This is a genomic window from Streptomyces sp. CBMA291, from assembly GCF_014596525.1.
Taxonomy (GTDB): Bacteria; Actinomycetota; Actinomycetes; order Streptomycetales; family Streptomycetaceae; genus Streptomyces.
The window spans coordinates 172,217-192,330 of sequence record NZ_MSJP01000022.1; the positions used below are offsets into that span (position 1 = coordinate 172,217).

The 20,114-nt window shown below is 71.4% G+C and carries 16 protein-coding genes; 9 read left to right on the top strand and 7 right to left on the bottom strand.

Going from position 1 to position 20,114, the window contains the following annotated elements:
- Positions 1-40: 40 nt before the first annotated feature.
- Together nirB and nirD are read left to right on the top strand one after the other, a co-directional pair.
- The gene (gene nirB / locus BU197_RS06485; RefSeq protein WP_188267232.1) at positions 41-2,647 is read left to right on the top strand and encodes a nitrite reductase large subunit NirB; all 2,607 of its coding nucleotides are present in this window, start codon (positions 41-43) and stop codon (positions 2,645-2,647) included.
- Complete coding sequence (gene nirD / locus BU197_RS06490; protein WP_188267233.1) at positions 2,644-2,976, top strand: nitrite reductase small subunit NirD; 333 nt, start codon at positions 2,644-2,646, stop codon at positions 2,974-2,976. Before nirB ends, nirD begins: the two co-directional genes overlap by 4 nt.
- Positions 2,977-2,995: 19 nt before the next feature.
- On the opposite strand, the gene BU197_RS06495 is transcribed toward nirD, so the two are convergent.
- Entirely contained in the window at positions 2,996-3,457 is a 462-nt protein-coding gene (locus tag BU197_RS06495; RefSeq protein ID WP_188267234.1) for a group III truncated hemoglobin, read from the bottom strand.
- 638 nt (positions 3,458-4,095) lie between these two features.
- On the opposite strand from BU197_RS06495, the gene BU197_RS06500 reads away from it, so the two are divergent.
- Positions 4,096-5,253 (top strand): alkaline phosphatase PhoX, encoded by a 1,158-nt coding sequence (locus BU197_RS06500; protein ID WP_188267235.1) that lies wholly within the window; start codon positions 4,096-4,098, stop codon positions 5,251-5,253.
- Positions 5,254-5,314: 61 nt separating this feature from the next.
- Here BU197_RS06500 and BU197_RS06505 read toward each other — a convergent pair whose 3' ends face one another.
- The 3 genes from BU197_RS06505 to dusB form a co-directional block, all read right to left on the bottom strand.
- Positions 5,315-6,328: an ArsR/SmtB family transcription factor gene (locus tag BU197_RS06505; protein ID WP_188267236.1), complete on the bottom strand. Its 1,014-nt coding sequence runs from the start codon at positions 6,326-6,328 to the stop codon at positions 5,315-5,317.
- A 547-nt stretch (positions 6,329-6,875) separates the two neighbouring features.
- Complete coding sequence (ppdK, locus tag BU197_RS06510; RefSeq protein WP_188267237.1) at positions 6,876-9,587, bottom strand: pyruvate, phosphate dikinase; 2,712 nt, start codon at positions 9,585-9,587, stop codon at positions 6,876-6,878.
- A gap of 357 nt (positions 9,588-9,944) precedes the next feature.
- The gene (dusB, locus tag BU197_RS06515) at positions 9,945-11,099 is read right to left on the bottom strand and encodes a tRNA dihydrouridine synthase DusB (RefSeq protein ID WP_188267277.1); all 1,155 of its coding nucleotides are present in this window, start codon (positions 11,097-11,099) and stop codon (positions 9,945-9,947) included.
- 52 nt (positions 11,100-11,151) lie between these two features.
- On the opposite strand from dusB, the gene BU197_RS06520 reads away from it, so the two are divergent.
- Both BU197_RS06520 and BU197_RS06525 read left to right on the top strand, forming a co-directional pair.
- Positions 11,152-12,603, top strand: a complete 1,452-nt coding sequence (locus BU197_RS06520) for an MFS transporter (RefSeq protein WP_188267238.1) — start codon at positions 11,152-11,154, stop codon at positions 12,601-12,603.
- A 206-nt stretch (positions 12,604-12,809) separates the two neighbouring features.
- On the top strand, positions 12,810-13,523 hold the full coding sequence (locus BU197_RS06525; RefSeq protein WP_188267239.1) for a VC0807 family protein: 714 nt from the start codon (positions 12,810-12,812) through the stop codon (positions 13,521-13,523).
- Positions 13,524-13,603: 80 nt separating this feature from the next.
- On the opposite strand, the gene BU197_RS06530 is transcribed toward BU197_RS06525, so the two are convergent.
- The gene (locus BU197_RS06530) at positions 13,604-14,986 is read right to left on the bottom strand and encodes a glycine--tRNA ligase (RefSeq protein WP_188267240.1); all 1,383 of its coding nucleotides are present in this window, start codon (positions 14,984-14,986) and stop codon (positions 13,604-13,606) included.
- 187 nt (positions 14,987-15,173) lie between these two features.
- On the opposite strand from BU197_RS06530, the gene BU197_RS06535 reads away from it, so the two are divergent.
- The 4 genes from BU197_RS06535 (at position 15,174) to BU197_RS06550 (ending at position 18,314) form a co-directional block, all read left to right on the top strand.
- Positions 15,174-16,145 carry a metal ABC transporter substrate-binding protein gene (locus BU197_RS06535; protein WP_188267241.1) on the top strand — a complete coding sequence of 324 codons (972 nt, stop codon included), beginning with the start codon at positions 15,174-15,176 and terminating at the stop codon, positions 16,143-16,145.
- Between the two features lie 26 nt (positions 16,146-16,171).
- Positions 16,172-16,936: a metal ABC transporter ATP-binding protein gene (locus BU197_RS06540; RefSeq protein WP_188267242.1), complete on the top strand. Its 765-nt coding sequence runs from the start codon at positions 16,172-16,174 to the stop codon at positions 16,934-16,936.
- Positions 16,937-16,938: 2 nt separating this feature from the next.
- Positions 16,939-17,832, top strand: coding sequence for a metal ABC transporter permease (locus tag BU197_RS06545; RefSeq protein ID WP_188267243.1), 894 nt, complete (start codon positions 16,939-16,941; stop codon positions 17,830-17,832).
- 71 nt (positions 17,833-17,903) lie between these two features.
- Complete coding sequence (locus tag BU197_RS06550; RefSeq protein ID WP_188267244.1) at positions 17,904-18,314, top strand: Fur family transcriptional regulator; 411 nt, start codon at positions 17,904-17,906, stop codon at positions 18,312-18,314.
- A gap of 125 nt (positions 18,315-18,439) precedes the next feature.
- Here the strand turns inward: BU197_RS06550 and BU197_RS06555 are convergent, their stop codons facing one another.
- Complete coding sequence (locus BU197_RS06555) at positions 18,440-19,264, bottom strand: isoprenyl transferase (protein WP_188267278.1); 825 nt, start codon at positions 19,262-19,264, stop codon at positions 18,440-18,442.
- A gap of 19 nt (positions 19,265-19,283) precedes the next feature.
- A complete protein-coding gene (gene recO / locus BU197_RS06560; protein ID WP_188267245.1) occupies positions 19,284-20,033 on the bottom strand; it encodes a DNA repair protein RecO in 750 nt (249 codons plus the stop codon).
- Between the last annotated feature and the right edge of the window lie 81 nt (positions 20,034-20,114).

Genomic DNA, 20,114 nt, shown 5'->3' on the forward strand with positions numbered 1-20,114 from the left:
CCTGCCCACTCGCCCGCCCGCCCATCACGGAGGCATCGACATGAGCGCCGCCCCGAACACCGCCCCGGACTCCCCCGGAACCCCGCGCGTACCGACGATCGTCCTGGTCGGCCATGGGATGGTCGGCCAGCGGTTCCTGGAGGAGCTGGCCCGTCGGGGCGTCGCGGCGCGGGCCAGGATCGTCGTGCTCTGCGAGGAGCCGCGCCCCGCCTACGACCGCGTCCGGCTCAGCTCGTACTTCTCCGGCAGGACGCCCGAGGAGCTTTCGGTGGTCGAGGACGGCTTCCTCGACGAGCACGGCATCGAGCTGTACGTGGGCGATCCGGCGGAGACGGTGGACCGCGAAGCCCGTACGGTCACGGCTCGTTCGGGCCGGACCTTCGGCTACGACACGCTCGTCCTCGCCACCGGCTCGTACCCCTTCGTGCCCCCGGTGCCCGGCAAGGACGCCCGGGGCTGCTTCGTCTACCGGACGATCGAGGACCTGCTCGCGATCGAGGAGTACGCGAAGACGGCGAGGACCGGCGCGGTCGTCGGCGGCGGGCTGCTCGGACTCGAAGCGGCGGGCGCGCTCCAGGGACTCGGACTCGGCACGCACATCGTGGAGTTCGCCCCGCGTCTGATGCCGGTGCAGGTCGACGAGGGCGGCGGCGCGGTGCTGCGGCGCACGATCGAGCGGCGGGGGCTGACCGTGCACACCGGGACGGGCACCCGGGAGGTGCTGGCCGAGGACGGCGCCGTGACGGGCATGGTCCTGACGGACGGAGCCGAACTGGCCGTGGACATGGTCGTGTTCTCGGCGGGGGTACGCCCCCGGGACGGGCTGGCGCGGGAGTGCGGGCTGGCCGTCGGGGAGCGCGGCGGGGTCGCGGTCGACGCGTGGTGCCGCACCTCCGACCCGGCGGTCTTCGCGATCGGCGAGTGCGCGCTGGCCACCGACGGGCGGGTGTACGGACTGGTGGCGCCGGGGTACGAGATGGCACGGACGGTGGCCGCCGTCCTCGCGGGCGAGCCGGACGGCGAGGGCTTCACGGGCGCCGACACCTCGGCGAGCCTGAAGCTGCTCGGGGTGGACGTGGCCTCGTTCGGCGACGCGCACGGCACGACGGAGGGCTGTCTCGACGTGGTGTACGCGGACGCCCGCGCGGGTGTCTACAAGAAGCTGGTGGTGGACGGCGAGGGCGTGCTGCTCGGCGGTGTCCTGGTCGGCGACGCCGAGGCGTACGGGCTGCTGCGGCCCCTCACCGGCACCGTGCCGCCGGTCGCCCCCGAACAGCTGGTGCTGCCCCCGGGCGCGGGGGCGCCGGTGGCGCTCGGTCCCGGGGCGCTGCCGGACGAGGCGGTGATCTGTTCCTGCCACAACGTGTCGAAGCGGGAGATCGCCGCCCGCTCCTCACTGGCCGAGGTGAAGCGGGACACCAAGGCGGGCACGGGATGCGGCAGCTGTCTGAAAATGATCGGGAAGCTGCTGCCGCCCGCCGCCGACCAGGGGCTCTGCGGCTGCTTCCCGTACGGGCGGAGCGAGTTGTACGAGATCGCCCGCACCCGGCGGATCGGCTCCTTCGCCGCACTGCTCGACGCCCACGGGCGGCCGGAGGCGCGTGGCGGCGAGGGCTGCGAGGTGTGCAAGCCGGCCGTCGGCTCGATCCTGGCCTCCCTCGCTCCCGGCTACATCCTGGACGGCGAGCAGGCCGCGCTCCAGGACACCAACGATCATTTCCTCGCCAACTTGCAGCGCAACGGCTCCTATTCGGTCGTGCCGCGCGTCCCGGGCGGCGAGATCACCCCGGAGAAGCTGATCGTGATCGGGGAGGTGGCCCGGGACTTCGGCCTCTACACGAAGATCACCGGCGGGCAGCGGATCGACCTCTTCGGCGCCCGGGTGGACCAACTCCCCACGATCTGGGCCCGTCTGGTCGAAGCGGGCTTCGAGTCGGGGCACGCGTACGGCAAGGCACTGCGCACGGTGAAGTCCTGCGTGGGGCAGACCTGGTGCCGGTACGGCGTCCAGGACTCGATGCGGATGGCGATCCGGCTCGAACTGCGCTACCGGGGACTTCGCGCCCCGCACAAGCTGAAGTCGGCGGTCTCGGGGTGCGCCCGCGAGTGCGCCGAGGCCCAGTCGAAGGACTTCGGGGTCATCGCGACGGCCCACGGCTGGAACCTCCACGTGGGCGGGAACGGGGGCGCGACCCCGCGCCACGCGGACCTGCTCGCCCAGGACCTCTCGGACGCCGAACTGGTGCGGCTGATCGACCGGTTCCTGATGTTCTACATCCGGACGGCGGACCGGCTCGAACGGACCTCGACCTGGCTGGAACGCCTGGACGGCGGGCTCGACCACCTCAAGGACGTCCTCGTACGCGACTCGCTCGGACTCTGCGCCGAGCTGGAGGCGCTGATGACGGAGCACGTCGGCGGCTACCGGGACGAGTGGGCGCAGACCCTGGACGATCCGGAGCGGCTCGCGCGCTTCGTCTCCTTCGTGAACGCGCCGGAGGCACCCGACCCCTCGGTCCGGTTCGTGCCCGAGCGCGACCAGATCAAGCCCGACCTCGTCTCGCTCACCGCCGGGCCGCCGAACGCCGGACCGCTGGCCGCCGGAACCCCTGCCGCCGGAACCCTGGAAGGGGCCACCTCCCGATGACGACCCTCGAACTCTCCCCGTCCCCCGGCTCGTGGCTGCCGGTCTGCGAGACGGCCCTGCTGACCCCGGGCCGGGGCGTGGCGGCGCTGCTCCCGGATGGCAGGCAGGCGGCGGTCTTCCGGGACCGCTCGGGCCGGGCGTACGCGATCGACAACCGCGACCCCTTCACGGGGGCGCAGGTCCTCTCCCGGGGGCTGGTCGGCTCGGCGGACGGGCGCCCGTTCGTGGCGTCGCCGCTCCTGAAGCAGCGCTTCGACCTGGAGACGGGCCGCTGCCTGGACGAGGAGGGGGTGACGGTGGCCGTCTATCCGGTACGGACCCTCGGGTAGCCGGGGCGGACGGGGGCGGTCAGGCGGCCGTGCGCAGTTCCAGGGCGGCCAGCGGGATGAACCCGCCGGCAGTGCCGCCGGAGCCCGCCTCGGCCACCGCGCCGGGTCCGGCGAGCCGCTTGAGCAGGGCGAGGGCGATCCGCTCGCCCTGCGCCTTGGCCCGCTCGGCGAGCGGCCCTGCGTACAGCCCGTCGACGTCGGCGTGCCAGAGCTGCACCCAGCGTCCGAAGTGGGCGGCGGTCAGGGGGCGCGCGGAGTGCAGCGCGGCGTGCGGGGCGAAGGCGTCGCGCCGGTACTCGGCGCCCCGCAGCAGGGCCCGCTCCCAGAAGTCCGTGATGTGCGGCAGATGGGCTTCGAGGTCGGTCCCGGCGATCTCGGTGAAGAAGGGACCGATGAGCGGATCGGCGAAGGCGGCGGTGTAGAAGCGGCGCAGCAGTACGTCGAGATCGGCACGGTCGCGGATGTCCCGGGTGGCACGCATGCTCCCAGTGTCCCCGCCGACCCCGCCTCCCCCAAGAGCCGAAGGTCCCCGGGGCGCCCCGGGCCATGCCTCCCGGACCTCCAGCCCGCCCCCGTGGAACAGCAGGGCGCGGGGCGGGCGCCCGGACCGGACCTCCCAGGCACTGCCGTGCACCAGGTCCCGGCCACCGGGGAGCCGTACCGAGCCGAGGGAACGCGCGAGGATCGACATGGCCCCGAAGCCGGCGGGCGGCACCGGCAACGGGGCGGGGCGTCGGACGCGGGCGGGACGGGCGGGGCCGGGGCGGACGGGTACGGGGGCGGGGGCCTTCCGGGCGGGCCCGGGGGGCGGGTGGGGCGGGGGCCTTCCGGGCGGGCCCTGGGACGGGCGGGGCGGGTCCCGTGCCGGTGCCGTCGGCCCGCACACCCGGCCTCCACCCGGAAGGCCCCGACCCCCACGTCCAGCCCCGCCCGGAAGGTTCCGCCCCCGCACCCGGCCCCCGCCCGGAAGGCCCCGGCCCCGTCGCCGGGTGACCGCCGTCTCCCCTTCATTACTTGTTGATGCTCAGTCAACTCTGTGCTCCTAGGTTCCGGAAGCGCGCGACCCCGTCGCCCGACCGGCGCGGCGGGGCGGATCACCATCCTTCTCGGGAGTGAGACGTGGAGCGACGCGGTTTCCTGCGTGGAGCGGTCATCGGCACCTCGGCCGCCGCCTTCGGCGGCAGCCTCTGGCACGGGGCGGCCCTCGCCGCCCCCGCCCAGCCCGGCACCGGCCCCTACGGCGCCCTCGGCGCGGCCGACGCCAACGGCATCCTGCTGCCCGCCGGGTTCACCAGCCGGGTGATCGCCCGGTCCGGCCAGTCGGTCCCCGGCACCTCGTACGCCTGGCACAGCGCCCCCGACGGCGGCGCCTGCTTCGTCGACGGCACGGGCTGGATCTACGTGTCGAACTCGGAGGTCAACCCCGGCGGCGGCGCGAGCGCGGTGCGGTTCGACGCGGCGGGCACGATCACCGGCGCGTACCGCATCCTCTCCGGCACCCGGCAGAACTGTGCGGGCGGCGCCACCCCCTGGAACACCTGGCTCTCCTGCGAGGAGGTCTCCCTCGGCTACGTCTACGAGTCGAACCCGTGGGGCGGCACCGCCTACCGCCGGGACGCGATGGGCCGGTTCAAGCACGAGGCGGCCGCCGCCGACCCGGTCCGCAAGGTGGTCTACCTGACCGAGGACGAGACGGACGGCTGCTTCTACCGCTTCATCCCCACCACCTGGGGCAACCTCTCCGCCGGCACGCTCCAGGTGCTCGTCGCCTCCACCGCCGCCTCGGGCACCTTCACCTGGCAGAACGTGCCGGACCCGGACGGCTCGCCGACCACCACGCGCGGCCAGGTCTCCGGCGCCAAGCACTTCAACGGCGGCGAGGGCTGCCACTACGCCGACGACACCGTCTGGTTCACCACCAAGGGCGACAACCGGGTCTGGCAGCTCGACCTGGTCGCCGGGACCTACGAGCTGGCCTACGACGACTCGCTCGTCCCCGGCGGCGCCGCCCCGCTGACCGGCGTCGACAACATCACCGGCAGTTCCTCCGGCGACCTGTTCGTCGCCGAGGACGGCGGCAACATGGAGATCTGCCTCATCACCCCGGCCGACACCGTCGCCCCGTTCCTGCGGATCAACGGCCAGTCCGGCTCGGAGATCACCGGACCGGCCTTCTCCCCCGACGGCAGGCGGCTGTACTTCTCCAGCCAGCGCGGCACCAGCGGCAGCTCGTCCGGCGGCATCACCTACGAGGTCACCGGCCCGTTCCGCGCCTGAGGCCGTACGCGCCCGAGGCCGGTGGCGGGCCCCGCCCTTCCCCTGCGGGGCCCGCCACCGCTCACCGGTCCGTGCGCGCGAAGCACTCCGGGTCGGGCATCCGCCGGGCGCCGCCGAGCAGGGCGGCGCCCAGCGGGGTCAGGGTGTGCAGGACCGCGTTCCCGTTGCGCAGGGTCGCGATGAGGCCCGCCTCGCGCAGGACGCCCGCGTGCTGGCTCGCGGAGGCGAGCGAGACTCCGGCACGACGGGCCAGCTCGCTCGTCGTACCGCCGTCGCCGATCGCGTGGAGGACCGTCGAGCGGGTCTGGCCGACCAGCTTGGCCAGCGAGGAGCCGCCGGGCGCGCGGACGGTCGGCGCCTCGCCGTGGGTGACGGGGTAGACCAGGACCGGCGGCAGCCGGGGATCGCGCAGCACGACGGGGGTCCCCCGGCAGAAGTACGAGGGCTGGAGGAGCAGCCCCCGCCCGTCCAGGTACACGTCCCGGTCGACGGGGTAGTCCGCTTCCAGGACGGGTGCGCGCCAGCGCATCATCGGCGGCAGCGAGGCGAGGAGTTCCTCCGCGCCGCCGTCCAGGAGGGCGCGGCCCCGGCGCGCCCGGTCGGCTTCGACGCGGGCCCTGATGTGGGGCCAGTAGGGCTCGATGGCCGCGCGGTGATAGCTTCGCAGGGCTCCGGTCAGCCGGTCGAAGGGCTGGGCGCCGCCGTCGGCGAGGGCCCGCAGCGAGTGCGGCACGGTCCGTCCGCCGGACCGGTCGGCGGCGAGCAGGGAGAGTTCCTCGCGCAGCCGGTCGGTGCCGGTCGCGCGGATCGCCTGGAGTCCCTCGTCCAGACCCTGGATGCCCTCGGCGGGCGTCAGGAAGTCCGGGAAATAACCCCGGCTGGGAACGAGCGCGGCAAGGATGCGGGTCTCACCGCCGAGCCTCATCCGCGTTTCCGAGCGCCATTCCCCGTACACGCCGAGGCCGCGCCGGTCCCTTAAACGGTGAAAGCTCAGAATCGTTTCCCATAGAACATCCGGCCGCGCGGCCGTACGCACCCCCGCCAAGTCGTTTCCGGTGAAATGAATCCGCAGCATGACGTCCCCACCTGTGCACGATCATCCTCCCCCCGACACCGAGTATGCACAGCATCACTGCACGTTACCAGGGTGTTTCAGCCACAGTTGAAAAGCATCGCGGCAATCCAGCGGAAACGAAAAGCTGTACGGGTCGGGGAGGAAACCTTCAGGACCGAGGTGGCGGCGAAGACCGTGGGGGGCTTTGTCCGTCCGGCGGCGGTCGGCGAGGTTACGGCTCACCTGCCCGGCACCGGTAAAGGGCGCGGCCTCCGGGTGGGGATCCGGGGGTCGCGCCCGCTCCATTTCCGGACCTCTTCCGACCGCTTACCTGACCACTCCGGAAAAGTTCAACGGCGAATAATTCAATCAGCCGTATTTGAACGTCGCCGCACATCCCGGCGACCGACTTCCCGACACCGGACGAACGACGGGACGGACACCTCCGCACGAGGTGTCCGTCCCGTTCCTCGGTGCCGGGGCCGCCGCCCGCCGGTGAGGGTGGAGGTGACCGGCGGCGGTCCCGGAAGCCGTACCGGAGGCACGGGGCCTTCCGGGGCGGCGGGGTTCAGCGGCTGTCGCTGCCCTTCGCCTCGGCCGCCGCGCGGCCCGCCTCCAGACGCGCGACCGGAATCCGGAAGGGCGAGCAGGAGACGTAGTCGAGACCGACCTCGTGGAAGAAGTGCACCGACTCCGGGTCGCCGCCGTGCTCGCCGCAGACGCCGAGCTTGATGTCGGGGCGGGTGGCCCGGCCGGCCTGGACGGCGCTGCGGACCAGGGCGCCCACGCCGTCCTTGTCGATGGTCTCGAAGGGGCTGACGCCGAAGATGCCCTTCTCCAGGTACGCGGTGAAGAACGAGGCCTCCACGTCGTCGCGGGAGAAGCCCCACACCGTCTGGGTCAGGTCGTTGGTGCCGAAGGAGAAGAACTCGGCGGCCTCGGCGATCTGCCCGGCGGTCACGGCGGCGCGCGGCAGCTCGATCATGGTGCCGAGGGCGAGCTTCAGTTCGATGCCGGTCTTGGCCTGGACCTCGGCGATGACCTGCTCGGCCTCCTCGCGGACGATCTCCAGCTCCTGGACGGTGCCGACGAGCGGGATCATGATCTCGACGCGCGGGTCCCCCTTGGCGTCGACGCGCTGGGCCGCCGCCTCGGCGATCGCCCGGACCTGCATGGTGAACAGGCCGGGGATGACCAGACCGAGGCGGACACCGCGCAGACCCAGCATCGGGTTCTGCTCGTGCAGCCGGTGCACGGCCTGGAGCAGGCGCAGGTCGTTCTCGTGCGGCTCCTTGCGGGACTCGGCGAGGGCGACGCGGACCGACAGCTCGGTGATGTCGGGGAGGAACTCGTGCAGCGGCGGGTCGAGCAGCCGGACGGTGACGGGCAGCCCGTCCATGGCCTCGAACAGCTCGACGAAGTCGGCCTTCTGGAGCGGGAGCAGCGCTTCGAGGGCCTGGTCGCGCTCGGCGTCGGTGTCGGCGAGGATCAGCCGCTCGACGTACTGGCGGCGCTCGCCGAGGAACATGTGCTCGGTGCGGCAGAGGCCGATGCCCTGGGCGCCGAAGCGGCGGGCGCGGTTGGCGTCCTCGGCGTTGTCGGCGTTGGCGCGGACCCGCAGACGGCGGACGCGGTCCGCGTAGGCCATGATCCGGTGGACGGCCTGGACCAGCTCGTCGGCGTCGTCGGCACCGGCGTGCATACGGCCCTCGAAGTACTCCACGACCGGGGAGGGCACGACGGGCACCTCTCCGAGGTAGACCTTGCCGGTGGAGCCGTCGATGGAGACGACGTCGCCCTCCTCGACGACCTGGCCGTCGGCGGTGGTCATCCGGCGGCGCTTGGTGTCGACCTCCAGCTCCTCGGCGCCGCAGACACAGGTCTTGCCCATGCCCCGGGCGACGACGGCGGCGTGCGAGGTCTTGCCGCCCCGGGAGGTGAGGATGCCCTCGGCGGCGATCATGCCGTCCAGGTCGTCCGGGTTGGTCTCGCGGCGGATCAGGATGACCTTCTCGCCGGAGCGGGACCACTTGACGGCGGTGTACGAGTCGAAGACGGCCTTGCCGACGGCGGCGCCCGGGGAGGCGGCGATGCCCCGCCCGATCTGCTCGACCTTGGCCTTCTCGTCGAACTTGGGGAACATCAGCTGGGCCAGCTGGGCGCCGGTGACGCGCTGGAGCGCCTCGGCCTCGTCGATCAGGCCCTGGTCCACGAGCTGGGTGGCGATGCGGAAGGCGGCACCGGCGGTGCGCTTGCCGACGCGGGTCTGGAGCATCCAGAGCTGGCCGCGCTCGATGGTGAACTCGATGTCGCAGAGATCCTTGTAGTGGGTCTCCAGCGTGTTCATGATGTGCATGAGCTGGTCGTACGACGTCTTGTCGATCGACTCCAGGTCGGCGAGCGGCACGGTGTTGCGGATGCCCGCGACGACGTCCTCGCCCTGCGCGTTCTGGAGGTAGTCGCCGTAGACGCCGGCGTGGCCCGAGGCGGGGTCGCGGGTGAAGGCGACACCGGTTCCCGAGTCGGGGCCGAGGTTGCCGAAGACCATCGAGCAGACGTTGACGGCGGTGCCGAGGTCGCCCGGGATGCGCTCCTGGCGCCGGTAGAGCTTGGCGCGGTCGGTGTTCCAGGAGTTGAAGACGGCCTCGATGGCGAGGTCCATCTGCTCGCGCGGGTCCTGGGGGAAGTCCCGGCCGGTCTCGCTCTGGACGATCTTCTTGAAGTGCTCGACGACCTTCTTCAGGTCGGAGGCGTCCAGATCGGTGTCGCTGGCGACCTGCTTGACGGTCTTGGCCTCGTCGAGGGCTTCCTCGAACAGCTCGCCGTCGACGCCGAGGACGGTCTTGCCGAACATCTGGATGAGACGGCGGTACGAGTCCCAGGCGAAGCGCTCGTTGTCCGCCTGCGTGGCGAGACCGGCGACCGACTCGTCGGAGAGACCGATGTTGAGGACGGTGTCCATCATGCCCGGCATGGAGAACTTGGCGCCCGAGCGGACGGAGACGAGCAGCGGGTCGTCGGCCTGGCCGAGCTTCTTGCCCATCTGCCGCTCAAGGGCGTCGAGGTGCGCGCTGACCTCGTCGCGGAGCTCGACCGGCTCCGAGCCGCTCTCAAGGTAGACCTTGCACGCCTCGGTGGTGATCGTGAAGCCCGGAGGCACCGGAAGGCCGAGGTTGGTCATCTCGGCGAGGTTGGCGCCCTTGCCACCGAGCAGGTCCTTCAGATCCCTGTTGCCCTCGGTGAAGTCGTACACGAACTTCTGATCAATGTTTCCCGACACGGGTCTCGACTCCTCGACGACTCGGTTGGCTGCCCTGACGGCGAGGAACATACCCAGATCGAAGGCTTCTGGGGAGGTACGCCTGACGGTCGCCTGGCCTTAACCACCCGTCCGCCAGCACTTCGAAAGTTAACGAGCCGAAGTTTCCGGTTTCACGCCCCGAAGGCCGCATGACCCAAACCAGAAGCGATCCGCTCGAATGAGCGCCCCTTAGGCACATTTGCGTTCAACCTTTGAAGACAAAATGGGTGGCACTCCGTGCCACCCATCCATCTCCTGAAGTCACCCCCGATATGCTCATCTGAGCATCCACCCCCTCAAGGGTGGCGAGGATCACTCCCTGAAAACGCCCGTATCTCAGCCGCCGGACGTGTCCAGCTCGGCTTCCTCGCTCACTCCGGCGCAGTCGTAGGGGTCCTTCAGCCAGCCGTCCGGCAGGACAACTCGGTTGTTTCCGGACGTACGACCCCGGGGGCCGTCCGCACCCACCGGCCACGACTGATCAAGGTCCAGCTCGCTCAACTGAGCGCGCAGCTCCTCCAGGGACGAGGTGATCGCCAGCTTCTTGCGCATCTCGGAGCCCACCGAGAAGCCCTTCAGATACCAGGCCACGTGCTTCCGGAAGTCGATGACACCCCGTGCCTCGTCGCCCAGCCACTCCCCGAGGAGCCGCGCGTGCCGGACCATCGCGTCCGCCACCTCCCGGAGCCCCGGCTGCGCGTAGGCGCCGGTGCCCTCGAAGCCCGCCACCAGGTCGCCGAAGAGCCACGGGCGGCCCAGGCAGCCGCGCCCCACGACCACGCCGTCACAGCCCGTCTCCCGCATCATCCGCAGGGCGTCGTCGGCGGACCAGATGTCGCCGTTGCCGAGCACCGGGATCTCCGGCACGTGCTCCTTGAGACGCGCGATCGCGTCCCAGTCCGCCGTGCCGCCGTAGTGCTGCGCTGCCGTCCGCCCGTGCAGGGCGATCGCCGTGACGCCCTCCTCCACCGCGATCCGGCCCGCGTCCAGATAGGTGATGTGGTCGTCGTCGATGCCCTTGCGCATCTTCATGGTGACCGGCAGCTCACCCGCGTTGGTCACCGCCTCGTGCAGGATCGCGCGCAGCAGCGGGCGCTTGTAGGGCAGGGCCGAGCCGCCGCCCTTGCGGGTCACCTTGGGGACCGGGCAGCCGAAGTTCAGGTCGATGTGATCGGCCAGGTCCTCGTCGACGATCATCCGCACCGCCTTGCCGACCGTGACCGGGTCCACCCCGTACAGCTGGATCGAACGAGGCTGCTCGGTCGCGTCGAACCGGATGAGCTGCATCGTCTTCTCGTTGCGCTCGACCAGCGCCCGAGTCGTGATCATCTCGCTCACGAACAGCCCCTTGCCGCCGCTGAACTCGCGGCAGAGGGTGCGGAAGGGGGCGTTGGTGATGCCGGCCATGGGGGCGAGCACCACCGGGGGCTGCACGATGTGCGGCCCGATGGCCAGGGGCGTGAACGAGGAGAGCGGGGAGAGCACGGTCATGGCGCCATTGTCGCGCACTGCGTCGGTCATTAGTTAGCCGTACTATCCGAGCATGTCCGAGGCCACCCGCTCGCCCCTCCCCCGGCGCAGGCAACTCCTCGTCCTGGCGATCTGCTGTATGAGCCTGCTCATCGTCAGCCTGGACAACACCGCGCTCAATGTCGCCCTGCCCTCCCTCCGGCGCGAACTGGGAGCCTCCGTCTCCGGGCTCCAGTGGACGATCGACTCCTACACCCTGGTCATCGCCTCCCTCCTGATGCTCTCCGGCTCCACCGCCGACCGGCTCGGCCGCCGCAAGGTCTTCACCACCGGACTCGTCGTCTTCGCCCTCGGCTCGCTGCTCTGCTCCCTCGCCCCGAACCTGGAGACCCTGATCGCCTTCCGGGCGCTCCAGGCCGTGGGCGGCTCGATGCTCAACCCGGTCGCCATGTCGATCATCACCAACACCTTCACCGAGCCCGCCGCCCGCGCGCGGGCCATCGGCGTCTGGGGCGGGGTCGTCGGCGTCTCCATGGCGGCGGGGCCCCTGGTCGGCGGGGCGCTCGTGGAGTCCGTCGGCTGGCGGGCCATCTTCTGGGTGAACCTGCCGGTCGCCGTCACCGCCCTGATCCTCACCCTGCGGTACGTCCCCGAGTCCCGGGCGCCCCGGCCCCGGCGCCCCGACCCCGTCGGACAGCTCCTGGTGGCGGCCTTCCTCGGCTCCCTCACCTACGCGATCATCGAGACCGACCCGCTCTTCGCCGGGATCTCCGCCGCCGCGCTCATCGGCCTCCTCCTGTACGAGCCCCGGCGCCGCGAGCCCCTGATCGACCTGCGGTTCTTCCACAGCGCGCCGTTCAGCGGGGCCACCGTGATAGCGGTCTGCGCCTTCGCGGCCCTGGGCGGCTTCCTCTTCCTGAACACCCTGTACCTCCAGGGGGTGCGCGGGCTCTCCCCCCTGCACGCGGGGCTCTTCACCCTGCCCATGGCGGGCATGACCCTCGTCTTCGCCCCGCTGTCGGGACGCCTGACGGGGGCGCGCGGACCCCGGCTCCCGCTGCTGCTCGCCGGGACGGCGATGTCGGCGGGAGCGCTGCTCTTCGCCGCCTTCGGGGCCGAGACGCGCAATCCGCTGCTCTTCACCGGTTACGTGGTCTTCGGCATCGGCTTCGGCCTGGTGAACGCGCCCATCACCGACACGGCCGTCGCGGGGATGCCCCGCGCGCAGGCCGGAGTGGCGGCGGCGGTGGCGTCGACGAGCCGGCAGGTGGGGACGACCCTCGGGGTGGCGGTCGTGGGCGCGGTGCTGGCGGCCGGGGCGGGCGGCGGCAGGTCCCTGGACGGTTTCGAGGCGGCGGCCCGGCCGGGGTACTGGGTGGTGACGGCGTGCGGGCTCGCGGTGCTCGGCATGGGGGCGCTGACCACCGGGAAGTGGGGCCGGGGCACGGCGGAGCGCACGGCACGGCGTCTGGCGGAGGAGGAGCCGCAGCCGCCCGCGAGGACGGCACGGGCCGGGAAGGCCTGAGGGGCCGGGAGCCAGGGGTTCCGGAGGGTCCGGGGTCCGGCGGCCGGGCCGGGCCCTGCCGTCTGGTGCCTCCCCCTCCCCACCGGGCCCGCCCGTTTCCGTCCGGACGCGTTTTGAAGATCATTTGGCTTGGACTTTTCCGTTCCCTGTCCGGGGCGTGGCTACCGTTCTCCCGCACCGCGCTTGAGGAAACACCAGGGGGAACCATGTCCACAGACAACCGCTCACCAGCGGAAACGACAGAGACGGCAGGGACGGCCGAGACAGCGGGGACGGCGGCAGGGGACGCCGGGAAGCGGCCCGCGCGGTCCAAGGGAGCTTCGGTACTCGGCTGGATCCTGACCATCGGGCTCACCGTCGTCGCGCCGATCCTCACCTACGACACACTGACCGACCGCGGCTGGTCCGAGTTCGCCGCGCTGCTCGCCGGGAGCGTCTGGCCCGTCCTGGACAGCGCCGTCATGATCGCCTGGCGCCGCAAGGTCGACGAGTTCGCCGTGGTCACCCTGGTCTTCCTGGTGATCACGGCGGTGGTCTCGCTCCTCGGCGCGCACACCGCCCGCGCGCTGCTCGTGAAGGACTCGGGGGTGACCGGGCTGTTCGGGCTGCTCTGTCTGGGCACCCTGCTCGCGCCCCGCCCGCTGATGTTCTACTTCGGGCGCAAGTTCGCCACCGACGGCACCCCGGCGAGCACCGCCTGGTGGAACGGGATGTGGCAGTACGAGGGGTTCCGGTCGACCCTGCGCACGATGACCCTGGTGTGGGGTGTGGCGTACGTGGTGGAGGCGCTGGTGCGGATCGCCCTGGCGTACACGCTGAGCACCTCGGCCATGGTGGTGCTCAGCCCCGTCATGATCTACACGGTCCTGGGGGCGCTGGCGGTGTGGACCGCCTGGTTCGGCAGGCGCCGGGCGGCCTGACCACTTTCACGACACGGCCCATGGGGAAGCCCCCGGTTCCGAGGTGCGGAACCGGGGGCTTCTCCGTACGGCGAGCGGGCTCAGCAGCCGAGGAGGCGGCTGCCCAGGTAGCTCTGGATCTGGTCGAGCGAGACGCGCTCCTGCTTCATGGTGTCGCGCTCGCGCACCGTCACCGCGTTGTCGTCGAGGGTGTCGAAGTCGACGGTGACGCAGAACGGGGTGCCGATCTCGTCCTGGCGACGGTAGCGGCGGCCGATGGCGCCGGCGTCGTCGAACTCGATGTTCCAGTTCTGGCGCAGGTCCGCCGCCAGGCCCTTGGCCTTCGGGGAGAGCTGCGGGTTGCGGGAGAGCGGCAGGACCGCGGCCTTGATCGGGGCGAGGCGCGGGTCGAGGCGCAGCACGGCGCGCTTCTCCATGACGCCCTTGGCGTTGGGGGCCTCGTCCTCGGTGTAGGCGTCGAGCAGGAAGGCCAGCATCGTACGGCCGACACCGGCGGCGGGCTCGATGACGAACGGCGTCCAGCGCTCGCCGGTCTCCTGGTCCAGGTAGGTCAGGTTGGCGCCGGAGGCCTTGGAGTGGGCGCTCAGGTCGTAGTCGGTGCGGTTGGCGACGCCCTCCAGCTCGCCCCACTCGCTGCCGCCGAACTGGAAGCGGTACTCGATGTCGGCGGTGCGCTTGGAGTAGTGGGAGAGCTTCTCCTGCGCGTGCTCGTACCAGCGCATGTTCTCCTCGCGCATGCCCAGGCCGGTGTACCAGTTCCAGCGCTGCTGCATCCAGTACTCCTGCCACTCCTCGTCCTCGCCCGGCTTGACGAAGAACTCCATCTCCATCTGCTCGAACTCGCGGGTGCGGAAGATGAAGTTGCCCGGAGTGATCTCGTTCCGGAACGACTTGCCCATCTGGGCGATGCCGAACGGGGGCTTCTTGCGCGAGGTCTGGAGGACCTGGCCGAAGTTGGTGAAGATGCCCTGGGCGGTCTCGGGGCGCAGGTAGGCGACGGAGCCGGAGTCCTGCGTCGGGCCGAGGTGGGTGGCGAGCAGGCCGGAGAACTGCTTGGGCTCGGTGAAGGTGCCCTTGTTGCCGCAGTTGGGGCAGTTGAGGCCGGCGAGGCCGTTCTCGGGGAGACGGCCGTGCTTCTCCTCGTATGCCTCCTCCAGGTGGTCCGCGCGGAAGCGCTTGTGGCAGGAGGTGCACTCGGTGAGCGGGTCGCTGAAGGTCGCGACGTGGCCGGAGGCCTCCCAGACCTCGGTGGCCAGGATGACCGACGAGTCGATGCCGACGACGTCCTCGCGCGCGGTGACCATGTAACGCCACCACTGGCGCTTGATGTTCTCCTTCAGCTCGACACCCAGCGGCCCGTAGTCCCAGGCGGCACGCTGGCCGCCGTAGATCTCGCTGCACGGGTAGACGAAGCCACGGCGCTTGCTCAGGCTGACGATGGTGTCGATCTTGTCGGCGGCCACGGTGCTCTCTTCATTACGACGACGAAGTGCGAATGCCTCAGGTTACCGGCGCCCGCACCCCCTGTATCAAATCGGTTCGGCGATCGGACGGTACGCGGGCCTTCGGCGGGTCGTGTGGCCCGTCCCTCACCCGGGCGACCGCAAGGACAATTGACAATCGTTTCCAGTTTTGTTGAAAATGAGTGTCATGAACATACGCCGTCCGATACCCAGCGCCGCCCTCGCCGGAGCCGTCGCACTCGGTGTGCTGACCCTCTCCGCCTGCGCCGGAACCTCCGACGCGGCCGACAAGGGCGGCGGCGGCAAGCTGGAGGTCGTGGCGTCGTTCTACCCGCTCCAGTACCTGGCCGAGGAGATAGGCGGCGACCACATAACCGTCGACACCCTCACCAAGCCCGGCGTCGAGCCCCATGACCTGGAGCTCAAGCCCCGCCAGATCGGGGCGCTCGGCAAGGCCGACGTCCTCCTCTACCTCAAGGGCATCCAGCCCGCCGTCGACGAGGCCATCGCCCTCGCCGAGGTGAAGAACACGGTCGACGCGGCCACCCTCACCACCCTCGAACGGCACGGCACCGGCGCGGGCCACGACCACGGCCACGCCGACGAGGAAGCCGGCCACGACCACGGCTCCGAGGCGGGCTCCGACCCCCACGTCTGGCTCGACCCGGTGAAGTACGCCGAGATCGCCCGGGGCGTCGGCGCCGTCCTGGAGAAGGCCGACCCCGGCCACGCGGCCGACTACGCGAAGAACACCACCGCCCTGGTGGCGAAGCTCGACGCGCTGGACGCCGACTTCGCGAAGGGCCTGGAGAACACGGCCACCCGGACCTTCGTCACCACCCACTCCGCCTTCGGCTACCTCGCCGAGCGGTACGGGCTCGACCAGGAGGGCATCTCCGGCGTCGACCCCGAGTCCGAGCCCAGCCCCGCCCGGATCAAGGAGATCCAGGACATCGCGGCGAGGGACAAGGTCACGACCGTCTTCTTCGAGACCCTCGCGAGCGACAAGACCGCCAGGACCCTCGCGGGCGACACCGGTCTGAGGACCGATGTGCTCGACCCGCTGGAGGGCATCACGGACCGGTCGAAGGGCGCCGACTACCTCCAGGTCATGCGCTCCAACCTCGCCGCGCTCCAGAAGGCCCTCGGCGCCAAGTGACCCCCGCAACCCAGGAGGTGTCCGTCATGGACACGGAACCCGTCATCTCCGTCCGCGGCGCCTCCGCGGCCCTCGGCGCACGCCCCGTGCTGCGCGGCGTCGACCTCACCGTCCAGCGGGGCGAGGTCGTCGCCCTGCTCGGCGCCAACGGCTCCGGCAAGTCCACCGCCGTCCGCTCGATCATCGGCCAGGTGCCGCTGACCGGCGGCACGATCGAACTCTTCGGCACCGACCGCAGGCGGTTCCGCGACTGGGCCCGGGTCGGCTACGTGCCGCAGCGCACCACCGCCGCCGGTGGCGTCCCCGCCACCATCCGCGAGGTCGTCGCCTCCGGACGGCTCTCCCGCCGCCCCTTCGGCTGGCTCACCCGGCGCGACCGGGCCGCCGTCGACCGGGCCGTCGACCTCGTCGGGCTCGCCGACCGCGCCGACGACTCCGTCTCCGCGCTCTCCGGCGGCCAGCACCAGCGGGTCCTGATCGCCCGCGCGCTCGCCTCCGAGCCCGAGCTGCTGATCATGGACGAGCCGATGGCCGGCGTGGACCTCGCCAGCCAGGAGATCCTCGCCTCGACCCTGCGCGAGCAGGTCGCGGGCGGCACCTCGGTCCTCCTCGTCCTGCACGAGCTGGGCCCCCTGGAGCCGCTGATCGACCGGGCGGTGGTGCTCCGCGACGGCTGTGTCGTCCACGACGGGCCGCCGCCCGAGGCCGTCGGGCAGCACGCGCTGCCCGGCCACGACCACGTACATCCGCACGCGGCCGGAGAGCCGCTCCGCACGGGACTGCTGACCTGACCATGGAATTCCTCGAACCGGCCTTCATGCGGCGGGCGCTGCTCGCCGCCGTGCTCGTCGGCATCACCGCCCCCGCCGTCGGCGTCTACCTCGTCCAGCGCCGCCAGGCCCTGATGGGCGACGGCATCGGCCACGTCGCCATGACCGGAGTCGGCCTCGGCTTCCTCCTCAACTCCAGCCCCGTCTGGATGGCCACCCTGGTCGCCGTCGCGGGTTCGGTGGCGATGGAGCTGATCAGGGCGTACGGGAAGACCCGCGGCGATCTCGCGCTCGCGCTGCTCTTCTACGGCGGCATGGCAGGCGGCGTGCTCCTCATCAACCTGTCGCCGACCGGCTCCAACGCCAACCTCAGCTCGTACCTCTTCGGCTCGCTCTCCACGGTCTCCCCCGCCGACATCACCGCGATCGGGATCCTGGCCGCCTTCGTCGTCCTGGTCACCGTCGGACTGCGCCGCCAGCTCTTCGCCGTCAGCCAGGACGAGGAGTTCGCCCGGGTCACCGGTCTGCCGGTGCGCCTCCTGAACCTGCTGATCGCGGTCACCGCCGCGGTGACCGTCACGGTCGCCATGCGGGTGGTCGGCCTGCTGCTGGTCAGCGCGCTCATGGTGGTGCCGGTGGCGGCGGCCCAGCAGCTGACGAAGTCCTTCCGGGCCACCTTCGTCCTCGCGGTGGCGACCGGCATCGCCGTCACCCTGGCGGGCACGGTCACCTCGTACTACCAGGACGTGCCGCCGGGCGCGACGATCGTCCTGTACGCCATCGGGGTCTTCGCCCTCCTGACGCTGCTCGCCACGCCGCTGGCCAAACGGCGGGCCCGCGCCGCCGAGGCGGCCACGGCCGCCTGTGACGTCCCGGTTCCGGCAGGTCGGCGACCGGGCGACGATGTGAAGGTCTGATCCGCTCACCTCGTCGGTCCACGGGGGGCTGGCAGAATGGCGGGGGCAGACAAGCATCCAAGGAGGCCCCCGTGGTGACGGCAGGACCCCCCGTACGAGGCCGTTCGACCAAGCAGCGGGCCGCGGTGTCGGCGGCGCTGAACGAGGTGGACGAGTTCCGCAGCGCCCAGGAGCTGCACGACATGCTCAAGCACCGCGGCGACTCGGTCGGCCTCACCACCGTCTACCGCACGCTTCAGTCCCTCGCGGACGCGGGCGAGGTCGACGCCCTGCGCACCAGCGAGGGCGAGACGGTCTACCGCCGCTGTTCGACCGGCGACCACCACCACCATCTGGTCTGCCGCGTCTGCGGCAAGGCGGTGGAGGTGGAGGGCCCGATGGTGGAGCAGTGGGCCGAGGCGGTCGCCGCGGAGCACGGCTTCGTGAACGTGGCGCACACGGTGGAGATCTTCGGGACCTGCGCGGAGTGCGCGGAGAAGTGACCCGACGGACGCGAGAGGGGCCCGTACCGGCATCGGTACGGGCCCCTCTCGCATGGGTCGCGGGGGCCGGGTCAGGCCTCTTCGCGTACGCCCCGGGCGGTCGGGTCGGGCCGGGTCGGGTCGGGTCAGGCCTTGTCGAGGACGGCCAGGTCCGCCGGGTCGACGCCGCCGAAGCGCCGGTCCCGGGAGGCGTACTCGACGCAGGCGCGCCACAGGTCGCGGCGGTCGAAGTCCGGCCACAGCACGTCCTGGAAGATCATCTCGGCGTAGCTGCTCTGCCAGATCAGATAGTTGGAGGTGCGCTGCTCGCCGCTGGGGCGCAGGAAGAGGTCGACGTCCGGCATGTCCGGGTAGTAGAGGTACTTCTGGAAGGTCTTCTCGTTGACCTTCGACGGGTCGAGCCGGCCCGCCGCGACCTCCTCGGCGATCCTCTTGGCCGCGTCGGCGATCTCCGCGCGACCGCCGTAGTTGACGCAGAAGTACAGGGTCATGGCGTCGTTGCCGACGGTCTGCTCCTGGGCGATCTGGAGCTCCTGGACGACCGACTTCCACATCTTGGGCATCCGGCCGACCCAGCGGATCCGGATGCCGAGTTCGTCCATCTCGTCGCGGCGGCGGCGGATGACGTCCCGGTTGAAGTTCATCAGGAAGCGCACCTCGTCGGGCGAGCGCTTCCAGTTCTCGGTGGAGAAGGCGTAGAGGGAGAGGTTCTTGACCCCCATCTCCAGGCAGCCCTTGAGCACGTCGAGGACGACGCCCTCGCCGACCTTGTGGCCCTCGGTGCGGGGCAGTCCGCGCTCCTTGGCCCAGCGTCCGTTGCCGTCCATCACGCAGGCCACGTGATTCGGCACCAGCTCCGGCGGGAGCTTCGGCGGGCGGGCGCCGGACGGGTGCGGTTCGGGGAGCTTGTACTCCCGGCGCTGCCGCCCGAGGATTCCGCGTCGTGCGATGGCCATGGCGATGGATCTCCTAGCTCTTCTCTACGTACCGCAGGGAACGCAGTCCGCGCTCCAGATGCCAGTGCAGATAGGCGGACACCAGTCCGCTGCCCTCCCGGACGTGACGCGGCTCGCACGCGTCCGCCGTCGCCCAGTCGCCGGTGAGCAGCGCGCTGAGCAGGCCGATGGCCTCCGCAGAGGGTACGACGCTCCCGGGCACCCGGCAGTCCGCGCAGACGACCCCGCCGGCCGCGACCGAGAAGAACCGGTTGGGTCCGGGCAGCCCGCAGCGGGCACAGTCGTCGAAGCTGGGCGCGTAGCCGTTCACCGCGAGGGAGCGGAGGAGGAAGGCGTCGAGGATGAGATGAGGGGCGTGCTCGCCCCGGGCGAGGGTCCGCAGCCCGCCCACGAGCAGCAGATACTGCTGGACGGCGGGCTCGCCCTCGTGGTCGGTGAAGCGCTCGGCGGTCTCCAGCATGGCGGTGCCCGCGGTGTAGCGGGCGTAGTCGGTGACGATCCCGCCGCCGTAGGGGGCGATGGTCTCGCTCTGGGTGCAGAGCGGCAGGGTGCGTCCGACCAGTTCACTCCCCCGGGCGAAGAACTGCACGTCGACATGGGAGAACGGTTCGAGTCTCGCGCCGAATTTGGACTTGGTCCGCCGGACGCCCCGGGCGACGGCCCGGACGCGTCCGTGGCTCCGGGTGAGGAGGGTGATGATGCGGTCCGCTTCGCCCAGCTTCTGGGTGCGCAGCACGATGCCGTCGTCGCGGAACAGACTCATGGGGCCATTCTCGCGTACGGGAGGAGGGGCGCCGGACCCGGTGGCCGATGGCGCCCCGGGGGGCCCGCGGCGGGCGGATCG

Excerpts from the sequence above, each read along its gene's own strand:
- BU197_RS06525 (WP_188267239.1), top strand. The coding sequence starts at position 12,810 with ATGTCCACAGACAACCGCTCACCAGCGGAAACGACAGAGACGGCAGGG.
- nirB (WP_188267232.1), top strand. The coding sequence starts at position 41 with ATGAGCGCCGCCCCGAACACCGCCCCGGACTCCCCCGGAACCCCGCGC.
- dusB (WP_188267277.1), bottom strand. The coding sequence starts at position 11,099 with ATGACCGTGCTCTCCCCGCTCTCCTCGTTCACGCCCCTGGCCATCGGG.
- BU197_RS06505 (WP_188267236.1), bottom strand. The coding sequence starts at position 6,328 with ATGCTGCGGATTCATTTCACCGGAAACGACTTGGCGGGGGTGCGTACG.
- BU197_RS06545 (WP_188267243.1), top strand. The coding sequence starts at position 16,939 with ATGGAATTCCTCGAACCGGCCTTCATGCGGCGGGCGCTGCTCGCCGCC.
- BU197_RS06495 (WP_188267234.1), bottom strand. The coding sequence starts at position 3,457 with ATGCGTGCCACCCGGGACATCCGCGACCGTGCCGATCTCGACGTACTG.
- BU197_RS06520 (WP_188267238.1), top strand. The coding sequence starts at position 11,152 with ATGTCCGAGGCCACCCGCTCGCCCCTCCCCCGGCGCAGGCAACTCCTC.
- BU197_RS06535 (WP_188267241.1), top strand. The coding sequence starts at position 15,174 with ATGAACATACGCCGTCCGATACCCAGCGCCGCCCTCGCCGGAGCCGTC.
- recO (WP_188267245.1), bottom strand. The coding sequence starts at position 20,033 with ATGAGTCTGTTCCGCGACGACGGCATCGTGCTGCGCACCCAGAAGCTG.
- nirD (WP_188267233.1), top strand. The coding sequence starts at position 2,644 with ATGACGACCCTCGAACTCTCCCCGTCCCCCGGCTCGTGGCTGCCGGTC.
- BU197_RS06540 (WP_188267242.1), top strand. The coding sequence starts at position 16,172 with ATGGACACGGAACCCGTCATCTCCGTCCGCGGCGCCTCCGCGGCCCTC.